General features: G+C 56.1%; 10 protein-coding genes and 1 pseudogene. 7 read left to right on the forward strand and 4 right to left on the reverse strand.

Annotated features, from left to right (window positions below; translation table 11 throughout):
• Positions 1–28: 28 nt before the first annotated feature.
• Entirely contained in the window at positions 29–1654 is a 1626-nt protein-coding gene (locus AB1E34_RS17690) for a pyridoxamine 5'-phosphate oxidase family protein (RefSeq protein WP_372573641.1), read from the forward strand.
• 236 nt (positions 1655–1890) lie between these two features.
• On the opposite strand, the gene AB1E34_RS17695 is transcribed toward AB1E34_RS17690, so the two are convergent.
• On the reverse strand, positions 1891–2616 hold the full coding sequence (locus AB1E34_RS17695) for a GntR family transcriptional regulator (RefSeq protein WP_372573642.1): 726 nt from the start codon (positions 2614–2616) through the stop codon (positions 1891–1893).
• Positions 2617–2759: 143 nt separating this feature from the next.
• Between AB1E34_RS17695 and AB1E34_RS17700 the strand changes: the two genes are divergently transcribed.
• From AB1E34_RS17700 to AB1E34_RS17715, 4 genes are all read left to right on the forward strand, one after another.
• Positions 2760–3548, forward strand: a complete 789-nt coding sequence (locus tag AB1E34_RS17700; RefSeq protein WP_372573643.1) for an SDR family NAD(P)-dependent oxidoreductase — start codon at positions 2760–2762, stop codon at positions 3546–3548.
• Between the two features lie 72 nt (positions 3549–3620).
• Positions 3621–4604 (forward strand): TRAP transporter substrate-binding protein, encoded by a 984-nt coding sequence (locus tag AB1E34_RS17705; RefSeq protein ID WP_372573644.1) that lies wholly within the window; start codon positions 3621–3623, stop codon positions 4602–4604.
• 97 nt (positions 4605–4701) lie between these two features.
• A complete protein-coding gene (locus AB1E34_RS17710; protein ID WP_372573645.1) occupies positions 4702–5196 on the forward strand; it encodes a TRAP transporter small permease in 495 nt (164 codons plus the stop codon).
• Positions 5197–5222: 26 nt separating this feature from the next.
• Positions 5223–6500, forward strand: coding sequence for a TRAP transporter large permease (locus AB1E34_RS17715; protein ID WP_372573666.1), 1278 nt, complete (start codon positions 5223–5225; stop codon positions 6498–6500).
• A 71-nt stretch (positions 6501–6571) separates the two neighbouring features.
• Here AB1E34_RS17715 and AB1E34_RS17720 read toward each other — a convergent pair.
• A pseudogene (locus AB1E34_RS17720) lies at positions 6572–6888 on the reverse strand (DDE-type integrase/transposase/recombinase); the annotation flags it as partial.
• Positions 6889–7093: 205 nt separating this feature from the next.
• Here AB1E34_RS17720 and AB1E34_RS17725 point away from each other — a divergent pair.
• Positions 7094–8320 carry an ATP-binding protein gene (locus AB1E34_RS17725; RefSeq protein WP_372573646.1) on the forward strand — a complete coding sequence of 409 codons (1227 nt, stop codon included), beginning with the start codon at positions 7094–7096 and terminating at the stop codon, positions 8318–8320.
• A gap of 218 nt (positions 8321–8538) precedes the next feature.
• Here the strand turns inward: AB1E34_RS17725 and AB1E34_RS17730 are convergent, their stop codons facing one another.
• Both AB1E34_RS17730 and AB1E34_RS17735 read right to left on the reverse strand, forming a co-directional pair.
• Positions 8539–10146: a GMC family oxidoreductase gene (locus AB1E34_RS17730; RefSeq protein WP_372573647.1), complete on the reverse strand. Its 1608-nt coding sequence runs from the start codon at positions 10144–10146 to the stop codon at positions 8539–8541.
• A 10-nt stretch (positions 10147–10156) separates the two neighbouring features.
• Complete coding sequence (locus AB1E34_RS17735; RefSeq protein ID WP_372573648.1) at positions 10157–11257, reverse strand: LacI family DNA-binding transcriptional regulator; 1101 nt, start codon at positions 11255–11257, stop codon at positions 10157–10159.
• Positions 11258–11423: 166 nt separating this feature from the next.
• On the opposite strand from AB1E34_RS17735, the gene AB1E34_RS17740 reads away from it, so the two are divergent.
• Positions 11424–12890: an aldehyde dehydrogenase family protein gene (locus AB1E34_RS17740; protein WP_372573649.1), complete on the forward strand. Its 1467-nt coding sequence runs from the start codon at positions 11424–11426 to the stop codon at positions 12888–12890.
• Positions 12891–12901 lie beyond the last annotated feature (11 nt).

Here is a 12901-nt window from a genome sequence, read left to right on the forward strand (position 1 = left end):
GAAAAGGTTGAGCAAACAGGACAAAATGATGTTTGACGCAGACACCCCATTTCATTCGGGCGAACTGGCGGCACAGGAACGCGTAGGTGTCAAAGGGCTTGCTGCGCGCGTGGCGCCTTTCATCCGAGATCACATGCCGGACCAACACCGCGCTTTCTATCAAGCTCAACCGTTTCTGGTTGCGGCCTCCAGCGATGAGCAGGGGCGTGTGTGGGCGACGATCATCGAAGGCGAGGAGGGTTTCATTGGCTCGCCAGACTCCCGGACGCTGACGCTTGCAACAAAGATCGATCCGCAAGACCCGCTGAGCGAGGCTATTCTGGCGGGCACTGATATTGGCGTGGTTGGCATCGAACTGGCCACGCGCCGCCGCAATCGCTTCAGCGGCAGGACGCGTCCAATCAAAGATGGCTTCGCAATCGATATTCGACAGACCTTTGGGAATTGTCCGAAGTACATTAACGAGCGGGAGTGGTGGCGTGTTGCAGCGACGACAGCGGCTGACGCGACAGCATCCGCTCAGCTCAACTCCGAACAAATCGCGCGCATCGGCTCCGCAGACACCCTGTTCATCGGATCGGGCAGGCAAGGCTCTGAAGAAGCGATGTCCAACGGCTATGACGCATCCCATCGTGGCGGGGAGTCGGGGTTTGTCCGTGTGGTTGGCCCGCAAAGACTGCGTATCCCCGACTACACCGGTAACAACTTCTTCAACACGATCGGGAACCTGCTTGAAGACCCGCGTGTTGGGCTGCTTTTTGTCGACTTCGCAACCGGCGGGCTTTTGCATGTGACGGGAAGGGCCAAGGTTGAGTGGGACCCAGAGGAAGCGCGTGACCCAAGCATCCTGCGTGTGATTGATGTCGAGATTGACGCAGTCGTCGACAGGCCAGCCGCGCTTTCTCTACGGTGGTCTGCAGAAGCGGCGGCGATGACCAAGCTAACTGTGACCGACAAGGTCGTGGAAGCCGAGGGTATCGCCTCATTCTATCTCGTGCCCACAAACGGCCAGGCTCTGCCATCTTTTCGTGCGGGGCAGCATTTGCCGATTGCTCTCGACATCCCGGGCCATAGCGCGCACGTGCGGCGAACATATTCGTTATCTGGCTCGGTCGCGAATCCGCACTACCGGATCAGTGTCAAACGCGAGGCAGACGGTATCGGGTCTCAATTCCTCCATGACGAGGTGCATGTGGGCGACGTGATTGAGGCCAAGCTGCCCGCCGGTGACTTTGTGCTCCCCGACGATGACAAACCATTGGTTTTCGTCAGCGCTGGTGTCGGCCTGACACCGATGCTTGCAATGCTTCACGAAGCCTCGGTTGACGAAAACGACCGGCCGGTGTGGTATGTCCACGCGGCCCGAAATGGGCGCACCCATGCGTTTGGCAGTGAGGTTGATCAACTGATCGCGGCAAATCCGAACGCCACCCGACAGATATTCTTCAGCGCGCCGGAAAGCACTGATCATCTGGGCCAGACCTTTGACGCCCAAGGCCGGATCACTGCTGCCGACTTGCTGTCGCTTAGGGCGGGACCAGACGCGCACTATATGCTTTGCGGTCCTCTGGAGTTCATGACCGGTTTGAAAAACGGCTTGGAGGCCGCCGGCGTCGCAGCCGACCAGATCAAATACGAGACTTTTGGAGCATAGTTCCAAATGTCCGAAATCAGTGCTGTAGTCCCAGCATCCGCGGATTGCGCTGAATGTCGGCCAATGGGATGTACCGGCTGCTTAACCCAGCAGGTTAGGCTCTGCCTAAAATGTCAGTTCACGCCCGGAGTCTGTCCGTTTCGCCAATTCGCGGAACTGGCTGATTAAACTGTCGCTCAGGCGGAATCTTTTTGTTCAGTCGATGACTTCGCAACAAAACCAGCATCGCATGCACGTCATTCTTCGAAATAGCTACGGTGCGTGGTGTAGAGAGCCTCAATCGTCGGTGTCAGCCGGTCAAGATGGGTCCGAAGAACGCGTTCGCCAGTTTCAGCATCGCGTTTGAAGAGCGCATCCAATAGCGCTTCGTGGTCCGCATAAAGCGTTTCCATAGCCTGTTGACTGGTCAGAGAGAGCATACACAAGCGATCAACCTGTGCCTTGTTGGCGGCGATGATTTCGAACGCAAACGCGTTGCCTGATGCCCGACACAGCAGCTTGTGAAACTGGTAGTCCAGCTCATGGAAGTCTTCTGCATTCTCGCGCGAAATGGCATCGCGCTGCGCCCGCATGTTCGCTCGAAGTTCGGCATCCACCGAAGTGTCGCGGTTTCGGGCAACCGCGCGAATAACCTCCAACTCGATGGCCGCACGTATGAATCGTGCGTTCGAGATGATCTCTTTTGAAAACGGGCGGACGATCGTGGCGCGTTGTGGGCGTATCAGTAGCAGGTTCAGATTCGCCAGGCGCGTGAATGCTTCGCGCACCGGCTGGCGGGAGAACCCAAAGGATTTTGCGGTTTCTGTTTCAGAAATCTTGGTTCCTGGAAGCAACTCCAACCGGACAATCTGACCAAAAAGCGTCTCAAACACATGATCGGTTCCGGTTTTTCTGCTGGGTAAATCCACGGCTGCTTTCATCACTATCGTCCGTCTCTTTGCATCACAAGTCTGGCAAAACACTAGCAAAAGGTACAGCCATAAAAATGTTGACTAGGTTTTTACATGCCTCTTCTAGCATGAAATATAGAGTTAGCTTACATTTAATTGTTGACTAGTATCCAAGATTGGGCGAGCTTGCGTGAGATGACCAAGGGAGGCTCACCATGAACGTTGAACTTGCTCAGCGCGGCAAATCTGTTCCTGCGCTCGCGCTGGAAGGCAAAGTAGCGCTTGTAACCGGTGGTGGCCGCGACATCGGTCGAGCCTGCGCACTTGCCTTGGCGGAGAAGGGTGCCTCTGTTGCGGTCAGCTACAATTCCAGCGCGCATGGAGCAAATGAAACGATCGCGCAAATCGAGGACGCGGGCGGCCGCGCCATGGCAATAAGCGTCGATTTGTCGAAACCGGACAGCGCCGAGGTTTTCGTGGAGGCTGTCGTTGCCGAATATGGCTACATCGATACCCTAGTGAACAACGCCGGCGGTCTAGTTGCGCGCAAGACCATGGAAGAGATGACCCTCGCCCACTGGAAAGCCGTTATGGACCTGAATCTGACCTCTGTTTTCTCCATGACAAAGGCTTGCCTGCCGCATATGCGTGAGAAGGGCAGCATCGTGAACCTGGCCAGCCTTGCTGGCCGCGACGGTGGCGGACCGGGTGCTGTGGCCTATGCCACATCGAAGGGCGCGGTCATGACGATGACCCGCGGATTGGCGAAAGAGCTGGGCCCGAAGATCCGGGTAAATGCCCTCTGCCCAGGCATGATCGACACTGATTTCCACAACGTCTTCACGAAAGACGATGTCCGGACGAAAGTCGCGGCATCTACACCGCTGAAACGCGAGGGTACTCCGCAAGAAATTGGAGAGCTTGTCGCATTTCTCGCGACTGACGGTGCAGGCTTCGTAAATGGCGCCTGCATTGATGTGAACGGGGGCGTTGCGTTTTCTTAGAACTGCGGCAGCTCACCCATCCTGGGCGATCACGCCCAGGGCAAAGACGCTAACTTGAACTGGGAGGAAACAATGTTCAACTTCACGCTGAAGTCTATCGCCGCAGCCGCTGTGGTCGTTGGCGGCATCTCCGCTGCAGACGCGGATGTCACGCTACGCGGTGCCAGTATGTTCGATGAGGAACATGCGTTTACCAAAACCTTGCGCGAGTTCGAGCGGCTCGTATCGCAGAAGTACGACGGCGACGTCGCCTTTGACCTGCGCCTGAACGGCGAACTTGGCGTTGAATCGGACTATGTGACGTACCTGAACCAGGGTGTCGCGGTCGACTACACCATTCTTGCCCCATCCAACATGGCCGTCTTTTCGGAATCGATTCCGCTGATGGACATGCCCTTCCTGTTCCGCGATCTGGAGCATTGGGACGCGGTCTTGTCCTCGGATACCTTGAGACCGTTGGAAGATGACCTCCGCGAAAAGGCCGGTATCGTGATCGTAGGCTATCACGGTGGCGGCGTGCGTAATCTCGCCTCGGCTGAGCCTATTACCAACATGGACGAACTCGCTGGCCACCGGATGCGCGTCATGGGCGCTCCAATCCAGGCGCAGACCTTTTCGGCCGTGGGTGCAGCGCCCTCGGCGATTGCCTACAACGAGGTCTATAACGCGATTCAAACAGGTGTCATTGCCGGGTTCGAGAACGAAGCCGCCTCGATCCAGAATCTCAAGTTCTACGAAGTCGCTCCGCATATCTCGTTGACACAACACACGATCACCGTGCGTCCGATCGTGATGTCGGCGAAGAAATTTGACACGCTTCCTGCAGACCTTCAGGCCGCCATCATGGAGGCTGGTGCCGAGGCAGGCGCCTTCGGACGTGCGCTGGAAAGCGGTCAAGACGGTGAAAAGCTGCAGGCAATGGCGGATGCAGGCCAAATCGAAGTCCACGATTTCGCAGGCCGCGAGAAGATGCTCGAAATGGTCCAACCGGTGCAAGATGCCTACGCCGCTGAGCTTGGTGCGACCGAGCTGCTGGAAAACATCCGAGGGATGTGACCGGGTGGCAAAGGGCTGGCGCGCGCACCGCGCGCCGCCTCTTCCCCGCGCGACCTGACACCGTTGCGCATCGCAGAGTTCAATCGGGAGGCATCACATGATCGGCAGAGTGCTCGAGAATTTTTGCAATGCCTTGCGCGTATTGCTCGGTGTTCTGATGGGCGCCCTGTCCATCCCGGTCGCGATGCAGGTGATCTCTCGCTACACCGGCCTTATCCCGACCTTTCTCTGGACCGAAGAACTGGCGACCTTCATTTTTGTCTGGATCGTGATGATCGGATCGATGGTCGCGGTCTGGGACGGAACGCATTTTGACGTTCGGGTGATCCCGGATGCCTATTCACCACTTCTGCGACTTCTCCAGAACGGGCTGGTTCACGTCGCGATCATGATCTTCGGACTGTTGTTCTTCGTCTATGGCATCGAATATGTCGAGTTTGGGAACAACCAGCGATCTGTCATGATGCGCGCGAACTTGGCGGTCACTTATGTATCTGTCCCCTTCGCCGGAATGATCTGGCTGGTGTTCGCAGGTTACAGATTGGTTCAAGCGGTCACAAAGTTCCGCAACAGATCGGCCTCTTTGTCATGATTTTGGATACCGCCACCGCAAGCAGCATGTTGATCTGCGGCTTTCTCGTGCTGGTCATTTTGCGTATCCCGGTCGCCTTCGCGCTTGGATTGTCAACCGTGCCGGTTGTTCTGTTGGAACTGCGGCTGACGCCATTCATCCTGCTGGACCGGATGTTTCAGTCCTACAACTCCTTCATCTTGCTTGCGGTGCCGTTTTTCCTGCTTGCCGCGAACCTGATGAATTCGGGCAAGGTCACCGACCGGTTGATCGAGCTGGCCCGGGTTCTGACAGGCTGGTTGCCGGGAGGATTAGGGCACGTCAATGTAGCCGTTTCGATGCTGTTCGCCGGAATCTCCGGCTCGTCCACAGCAGACGCAGCTGGCATCGGGAAAATCTTGATCCCAGCCATGCAGAAAGAGGGTTACGACACCCGCTTTGCCGTGGCCATCACCGCATGTTCGTCTGTCATGGGAGTGATCATCCCGCCATCCATCCTGATGATCGTCTGGGGCGGGGTCATGCAGGTTTCGGTCGGCGCGCTGTTTCTCGGCGGTGCGATCCCCGGCTTGATGGTCGGGTTCGCCCTGATGGCGACCGTCTATGGCTTTGCAAAGGTACGCGACTACCCGGTCACTGCCACACCGAACTGGGGGGAGTTCCGGGCGGCTTGGAAGGGCGCCGCACTTGCCCTGCTCACGCCGATTTTTGTGATTGGCGGTATCGTGGGCGGCATCGTGACGCCGACGGAGAGCGCAATTATCGCTGCAGGCTATGCGTTGATCCTCGGAATGTTCGTCTATCGAACAGTGCAGGCCAAAGACCTCGGCGTCATCCTCTATGACACAGCGCGTTTTGCAGCGATTTCCCTCTTCGCCATCGGCACGGCCTCTGCGTTTGGCTGGCTCCTGTCGTTCTACAATGCGCCGCGTCTGATCGTCGGGCTGATCACCGCGTGGGAATTTGGCCCCTTCGGCACGGCGCTCGTCATCGCTTTTCTCTTCCTGATCTTCGGGCTCTTCATCGACGCGATCCCGACCATTATCATTCTGGGCACAGTGCTCATGCCGGTGGCCCAGGCCGGTGGCATCGACCCGATCGCCTTTGCGATCATCGGCATCGTGTCTTTGGCATTTGGTCTCGTCACACCGCCCTACGGGTTGTGCCTTCTGATTTCCGCTGCCATTGGCGGCCTGAACGTCGTGCAGGTCTTGAAAGAGGTCACGATCATACTCGCGCCGATGTTGCTAATTTTGATCCTCATCGCTGCATTCCCGGGAATCGTGCTGTGGCTGCCCAAGCTGATCATGCCAGAGAGTTTCTGATGTTGACGTAGCAACTGTGTTGGTGTTGTCACGTTTGTTCCGGTTCACATAGAGATCCTGGTTTTCAGATTTCAAGCGGCTTGGGCCGCGGCATTCCAGGCGTCAATTGTCTCGGGGCAGTGATATAGGGTTGTTAAGGCGGAGCGGCGGCGAACGGAGACGCTGATCGATTGCGAATGGCAGAATGTGTCGCCACGAACCGCTGTAATTCACCTGGAAACCGATGCCCCTGCATTGCTCTTTCCCGCTTTCGGAACGGCGAGTGGCTATTCTCGGCACGGCTGTTGAGGCCTTTGTGCGGCCAATGATCCAGACTCGGAGCGATCTCCCGCTTGGCGGGGCCATGGGACCGCAGCTTGTCTGTGATGATCTGCTTTGGAATGAACCCAACAACCCTGCTATCGCCAAAGGCCTGTATTCAAAAGATCTCGTCCTGACTACAGCAAGAAACCATGAGGCTGGTACACCTGTTATGACCGCCAGAATTCAATCAGTGCTTCAGTCTACCGTCCCTACACTTTCAATCAGTCCGATGTTGACTTTCAATCGGTCGGCTACGTACTTTCAATCGGTCGAGATTGAGTAGCCCAAACATGTATCCAAGATTTGCCAAAACAAGAATACAAGAAGCGCTGTCCGACACGCGTGTCGTTCTGATCTCCGGACCTCGGCAGTCCGGCAAAACAACGCTTGCCACAGACATTGCCTCCGACAACGTTCCTTTTCTGACCTTGGACGATGCGACTGTCTTGCAATCAGCTATCGACGATCCGGTCGGTTTTGTTCGCGGACTGGATCGGGCAGTAATCGACGAGATCCAGCGGGCACCTGACCTACTTCTGGCCATTAAGAAAACCGTGGATGATGACAGAAGGGCAGGGAGGTTTCTGCTGACCGGTTCCGCGAACCTCATGACTATTCCGAAGGTCGCGGACTCTCTTGCTGGGCGAATGGAAATTGTTCGCCTCCTTCCCCTCAGCCAAACAGAAATCCTTGAAGCAAAATCGGGTTTTATCGACAGGGCATTCGATGCAAAGAACCCCGTCGTAGACAAGCTGATCATTGGAGATGACCTTGTTGAGACAGCTCTATCTGGTGGCTATCCAGAGGCGCTTGGACGGAAAAGATGGGGGCGAAAGCAGGATTGGTACCACGATTACATCGACGCAATTGTCCAGCAAGATGTCCGCGACGTGGCCCAGATCGAACAACTCGCCATAATGCCGAAGCTACTGGCAGTACTCGCGGAGCATTCCGGCCAACTGGTCAACTATTCGAGGATCGGTGTTGCAATTGGTCTGAATCATGTGACTGCCCAGAAGTATGTGCGTGTGTTTGAAAGCCTCTTTCTTGTGCACAGCCTGCAGCCGTGGTTCACAAATCGCCTGAAGCGCCTCACCAAATCCCCCAAGCTTCACTTTCTTGATGCAGGCCTTCTGGCGGCGATGCGCAGCGTCACCCCGGATACCGTCAAAAAGGAAAAGACACCCTTCGGGTCGATCCTGGAAACATTTGTGTTCAGCGAGCTACGCAAAATTTCCACCTGGAGCGAACAAAGGTGCACGTTTTCGCATTTTCGCGACAAAGACAAAAACGAGGTAGATATCGTTCTGGAAAACAGGCGAGGAGAGATCGTCGGTATCGAGGTGAAGTCGTCCGCGACTGTTACCTCCAGCGACTTCTCCGGGATGCGTAAATTGGCAGAGGCGTGTGGTGATAGATTTGTTCAGGGGCTTGTTCTCTACGACCACGATCAGGTCGTACCCTTCGCAGACAACATGTTTGCGGCTCCAATTTCCTGCATGTGGGCAGCGACTTGATGAACGTGCAAGGCCAAGGGAGGGCAGGGGGGACTTGTCCCATAGTGCTTCCTTCCATTCCAACGAAAGGATCACACCATCAAACCGTGGGATCAACCACCTAGGGCTAGTGAACTTGCCAGTGATTGGATCGCTAAGTATGAAAAGCACCCGCTGCGCTCATCTTTGGAAACATGTCACCAACGCCACAGCGCGAATCCATGCAATATGGTCCACGCTTATTTCAGAACAAGGTCAGCGCATCTTTCTCCCAGCATCATTGCGGGCGCATTGGTGTTTCCGGCGTTTATGTCTGGAACCGCTGACATATCGCATACTCTGAGCCCTTCTATGCCGCGTACGCGCATTCGCGCGTCGAGTACTGCCATAGGATCTCCATCCTTTCCCATCCTGGCCGTTCCAGCTGGATGATAGTTTGTTTTCACGAAACGCTTGCAATGGGCGCGAAGTGTTTCATCGTCATCCGCTGGTGGTATCACGATCTCTCTGGTGTGTTTTGCAAGAGGCCCGGTTGAAAAAGCTCTGCGGAAAAACCGTTGCCCTCTGATCATTTCAGCCATGTCGTCTTCGTGTTTCAAAAGGTTTGGCGAGACGCTGGGCATCGCGCGCGGATCAGATGAACGAAGACGAACCTCGCCTCGGGACTTAGGTTTGACCACAACAGTCGTCACAGTGAGTCCGTAGTCATCACTCACTTCATCAAGGGCATCGCGGTCAAGATAAACGATGGGCACACAAAACGCCTGGATTGTTGGCTCATCGTCCGGGTTTGCCGGATTTACGAAGGCACCGGCTTCGACGCCAGCGGATGTAACAGGGCCAGTCCCAAACAACTTGAACTGGATACCGTTTCGCAGCATTCGCCAGCCTTCGCCTTGTTTAAAGTACCCGTAAGGACCATTCGCAAACGCAGTAATTGGCACTTCGGGGTGATCTATCAGATTTTGGCCGACGCCCGGGGACGGACAGACAATGTCTATTCCATGAGAAACCAGCTCCTTTTCCGGCCCGATGCCCGAAAGCATCAAAATCTTGGGTGTGACCAGCGCACCAGCGGCAACCAGGATCTCACCGTCGCATCGCACGCGATGTTGACCCGTCTTGTCGCAGTATTCGACGCCTACCGCACGGTCGTTTTCGATGAGGATCCTGGTGACCTCTGCATGAAGACGTACAGCCAGAGATGAGTTGGAACTCAAAGGGCTGAGAAAGGCGTAAGCCGACGAACTACGTCGGCCAGAGCGATTGGTGAATTGGTAAAAGCCGACCCCGCGTTGGGTTAGCCCGTTGAAGTCGGGGTTAAACGGCTCGCCTAGCGCCTGAACAGACTGAACAAACCAGCGCGACATGTCATCGATATGCCCGGGGTCCGAAACCAGAAGCGGGCCATCCGTGCCATGAAGCTCGTTGGCGAAACGATTGTTGCCTTCCATTCCAACAAAATAGGGCAAAACGTCATCCCACCCCCAACCAACGCCATCGTTGTTTTGACGCAGCAAATCGTCCCAGGCGTCGTAATCCGACGGTCGACCACGCATATAAACTTGCGCGTTTACGGAGGACCCGCCCCCCAAGACGTGCCCCTGGGGGATATCATGAACCCGGCCATCCAGATGATGTTGTGGCTCTGTACGGTGATACCGCATGAATTTCGACCCGTTGATCATCTTGAAGATACCCGGCGGCATGTCCAATAGGGGATGGCGGTGCGAATGCCCGGCCTCCAGAACAAGTACATGGCAATTACCCTTGTTCACGAGCTTTGCCGCAGCTGCCGCCCCAGCCGACCCGCCTCCGATGACAATGTGATCGAACGTCTCTGTCATGGTTTGCTCCTCAGTCGCGCGGAGACGGGCCGGTAATCGAATCGCGCTCAACCAGTTCACATTCAAGCTTGACCAACGGATGCCGCTGATCTTCGGTCGGTCCGTGAAACAATTGCTCGATCACCCAGCGGCCCATCGCCCGCGTCGGCAGGATCATCGATGTCAGCGGGGGGGAAAGATGCCGGGCTGTTTCATCATCATCGAAGCCGATGACCGACATGTCATACGGGATGCTCATGCCTCGCTCTTTAAGGGCTTCGTAGCAGCCAATGGCCATGCGGTCATTCTGACAGAAAATGGCCGTTGGTGGAGACGGGAGCTCCAACAGTTCGCGCGTCGCGGCGTAGCCTGAGCTCGGCAGCCAATTGCCTTCCACAACGAGATCCTCATCAAAGGGAATATCTGCCGAAGCCAACGCATTTCGATAGCCGGTTGTACGCCCAGCGGCACACTCCATAAAGGGCTCGCCAGTGATCGTCGCGATCCGCCGGTGTCCCGCTTTGATCAGGGCATTTGTCGCGGTATGTCCCGCCGCAATTTCACCCGGGATAACAGCAGGGAAAGATAGATCATCCGAAAAGCAGTTGAGCAACAAAACCGGCGTGGAGGACTGCTTTAGAATTTCCGGAACTTCTACGTGGCGTGTGAAAACGGTCGCGTAGATGATGCCCGCCACTTTCTGATTCAGGAAGAACCGTAGTGTTGTGGGCTCGACTTCCGGATCGTTTTGGGTTTCGGCCAGCAGCACAAGGTTGCCGGTGTCCCGCACCGCCTGTTTCACACCGTTGAAGGCATTGACCATTTCAGGGCTGGACGCCAGATCGTCAACGACAAAGGCGATCGTTCCATCTAGGGTAGCGGGGCGTCGTTCAGTGCTGTTGGATTTGCTGAATTGCGCGGGCATCGAGTATCCGAGGGTTTTCGCCGCGTCCAGCACCCGCTTCTTCGTTTCTTCAGAGATCTTGACCGAGTCATTCCTGTTTAGGACGAGCGATACCGTGGTCTGAGAGCAGCCAGCCACCCGGGCGATGTCTTGCATGGTTACGCGCTGTCGACCTGCAACCTTTCCTACGCCCCTGTGCTGTTTGGCATTGTTGGCTTGTTCGTTCATTGCTCAACCTTGTCGTTCGCATCTCTTTTATCGGGTGAACACCCGTAGCGCAACTAATATTAGTCACTATAAGATAATATTAGTATTGACGAGATAATCTTATTAGTATCCCAATTAGTGGGCGCGATCTCAGAGCGAATCGGTCGCTTGAACAGGGGAGGGGCTGATGCCACCTGTTGTGGAAACAACCAAGCAAATGACGCGAAAGTCGATGTATATCGGTGGCCGTTTTGCTGGCTTTGATGCCTCAGAGGTGGCTGTTGAGAGCCCAGCCAACGAGGCGGTTATTGCGTGCGTTCCGGACGGGGACGCTGCGCATGCCGACCTGGCTGTTGCCGCTGCGAAGGGCGCCTTCGTGAGCTGGTCTTCGCGGCCGGCAATCGAGCGCGGGCAATTCGTGGCCTCTCTTGCCGATGCGATCGAAAAGGAAACCGAGCGTCTGGCGATTTTGGTCACGTCTGAGCAGGGCAAGCCGATTTCTCAGGCCCGTGGCGAAGTTGGCGCGACCGTCAACTTTCTGCGCCATGCGGCTGAGGAAGCGCGCAGGCTGTCGGGTGACATTGTCACATCAGACAACCGGTCGGAAGAAATCCAGATCAGGCGCCATCCTTACGGGGTTGTTGTCGCGCTGACAGCCTGGAACTACCCGTTGGCGCTTGCCGCACGCAAGATCGGACCGGCTCTGGTGGCCGGAAACACGGTCGTTTTGCTGGGGCACGAAATCACGCCTTTGTCCGGCCTCGCAATTGCGGAACTGGCAGACAAAATAGGACTCCCGCCCGGTGTCCTGAACGTTGTGACCGGCAAAGGGCCCATCGTTGGCGAACGTCTTGTCGGACATCCCGATACCGCACTTGTCACAATGACTGGTAGCACGCGCGCCGGTCGCGAGATCTTTCGGAATGCGGCAGAGCAAATCAAGGTTGTTCGGCTGGAACTGGGCGGCAAGGCGCCCTTCATCGTCATGGAAGATGCCAGCATCGACGCGGCCGTCGCGGCAGCTGTCGTCGCGCGATATACCAATTGCGGTCAGATCTGTACCTGCAACGAGCGCATGTATCTGCACCATGCCATTGCGGACCAGTTCCTCGAAAAATTCATCGAAGCTTCAAAGGCTCTGACAATCGGAGACCCGATGGCCGATCACGACATCGGACCCAAGGTCAGCAAGCTCGAAGTGGCAAAGGTTGCCGGACTTGTCGACCGCAGCGTCGCGGAAGGCGCAGAGGTTCTTTTGGCGGGCGGCCCGCTGACAGACGGCGACTACGAAAAGGGCCACTGGATGTCCCCAACGGTTCTTGAGGTCTCGGACAACAAAAACACCATCATGCAAGAGGAGGTCTTTGGCCCGGTCGTTTCCGCAATTCGTGTCGATGATTTTGAGCAGGCCATAGCCCATGCCAATGATACGTCCTTTGGCCTTTCGGCCTACCTGTTCACGTCGCGCCATCAAAGGCTGATGGAGGCGCCGCACCGCCTGAAATTCGGTGAGCTTTACCTTAACCGCGCCAATGGCGAGGCGGTTCAGGGCTTTCACACTGGCTGGGGCTTGTCGGGCGTTGGTGGCGAAGACGGAGCATATGGGTTCGACGGCTATCTGAGAAAGCAGACAACTTACCTGAATTGGGCATGACCTGATAATCC

Origin of the sequence: Ruegeria jejuensis, assembly GCF_041537905.1 — a bacterium.
Classification (GTDB): Bacteria; Pseudomonadota; Alphaproteobacteria; order Rhodobacterales; family Rhodobacteraceae; genus Ruegeria_C.

What these genes read in the sequence shown, in the direction of transcription:
- AB1E34_RS17735 (WP_372573648.1), bottom strand. Translation starts at nt 11,257, where the DNA reads ATGAACGAACAAGCCAACAATGCCAAACAGCACAGGGGCGTAGGAAAG.
- AB1E34_RS17730 (WP_372573647.1), bottom strand. Translation starts at nt 10,146, where the DNA reads ATGACAGAGACGTTCGATCACATTGTCATCGGAGGCGGGTCGGCTGGG.
- AB1E34_RS17700 (WP_372573643.1), top strand. Translation starts at nt 2,760, where the DNA reads ATGAACGTTGAACTTGCTCAGCGCGGCAAATCTGTTCCTGCGCTCGCG.
- AB1E34_RS17705 (WP_372573644.1), top strand. Translation starts at nt 3,621, where the DNA reads ATGTTCAACTTCACGCTGAAGTCTATCGCCGCAGCCGCTGTGGTCGTT.
- AB1E34_RS17710 (WP_372573645.1), top strand. Translation starts at nt 4,702, where the DNA reads ATGATCGGCAGAGTGCTCGAGAATTTTTGCAATGCCTTGCGCGTATTG.
- AB1E34_RS17725 (WP_372573646.1), top strand. Translation starts at nt 7,094, where the DNA reads ATGTATCCAAGATTTGCCAAAACAAGAATACAAGAAGCGCTGTCCGAC.
- AB1E34_RS17690 (WP_372573641.1), top strand. Translation starts at nt 29, where the DNA reads ATGTTTGACGCAGACACCCCATTTCATTCGGGCGAACTGGCGGCACAG.
- AB1E34_RS17715 (WP_372573666.1), top strand. Translation starts at nt 5,223, where the DNA reads ATGTTGATCTGCGGCTTTCTCGTGCTGGTCATTTTGCGTATCCCGGTC.
- AB1E34_RS17740 (WP_372573649.1), top strand. Translation starts at nt 11,424, where the DNA reads ATGCCACCTGTTGTGGAAACAACCAAGCAAATGACGCGAAAGTCGATG.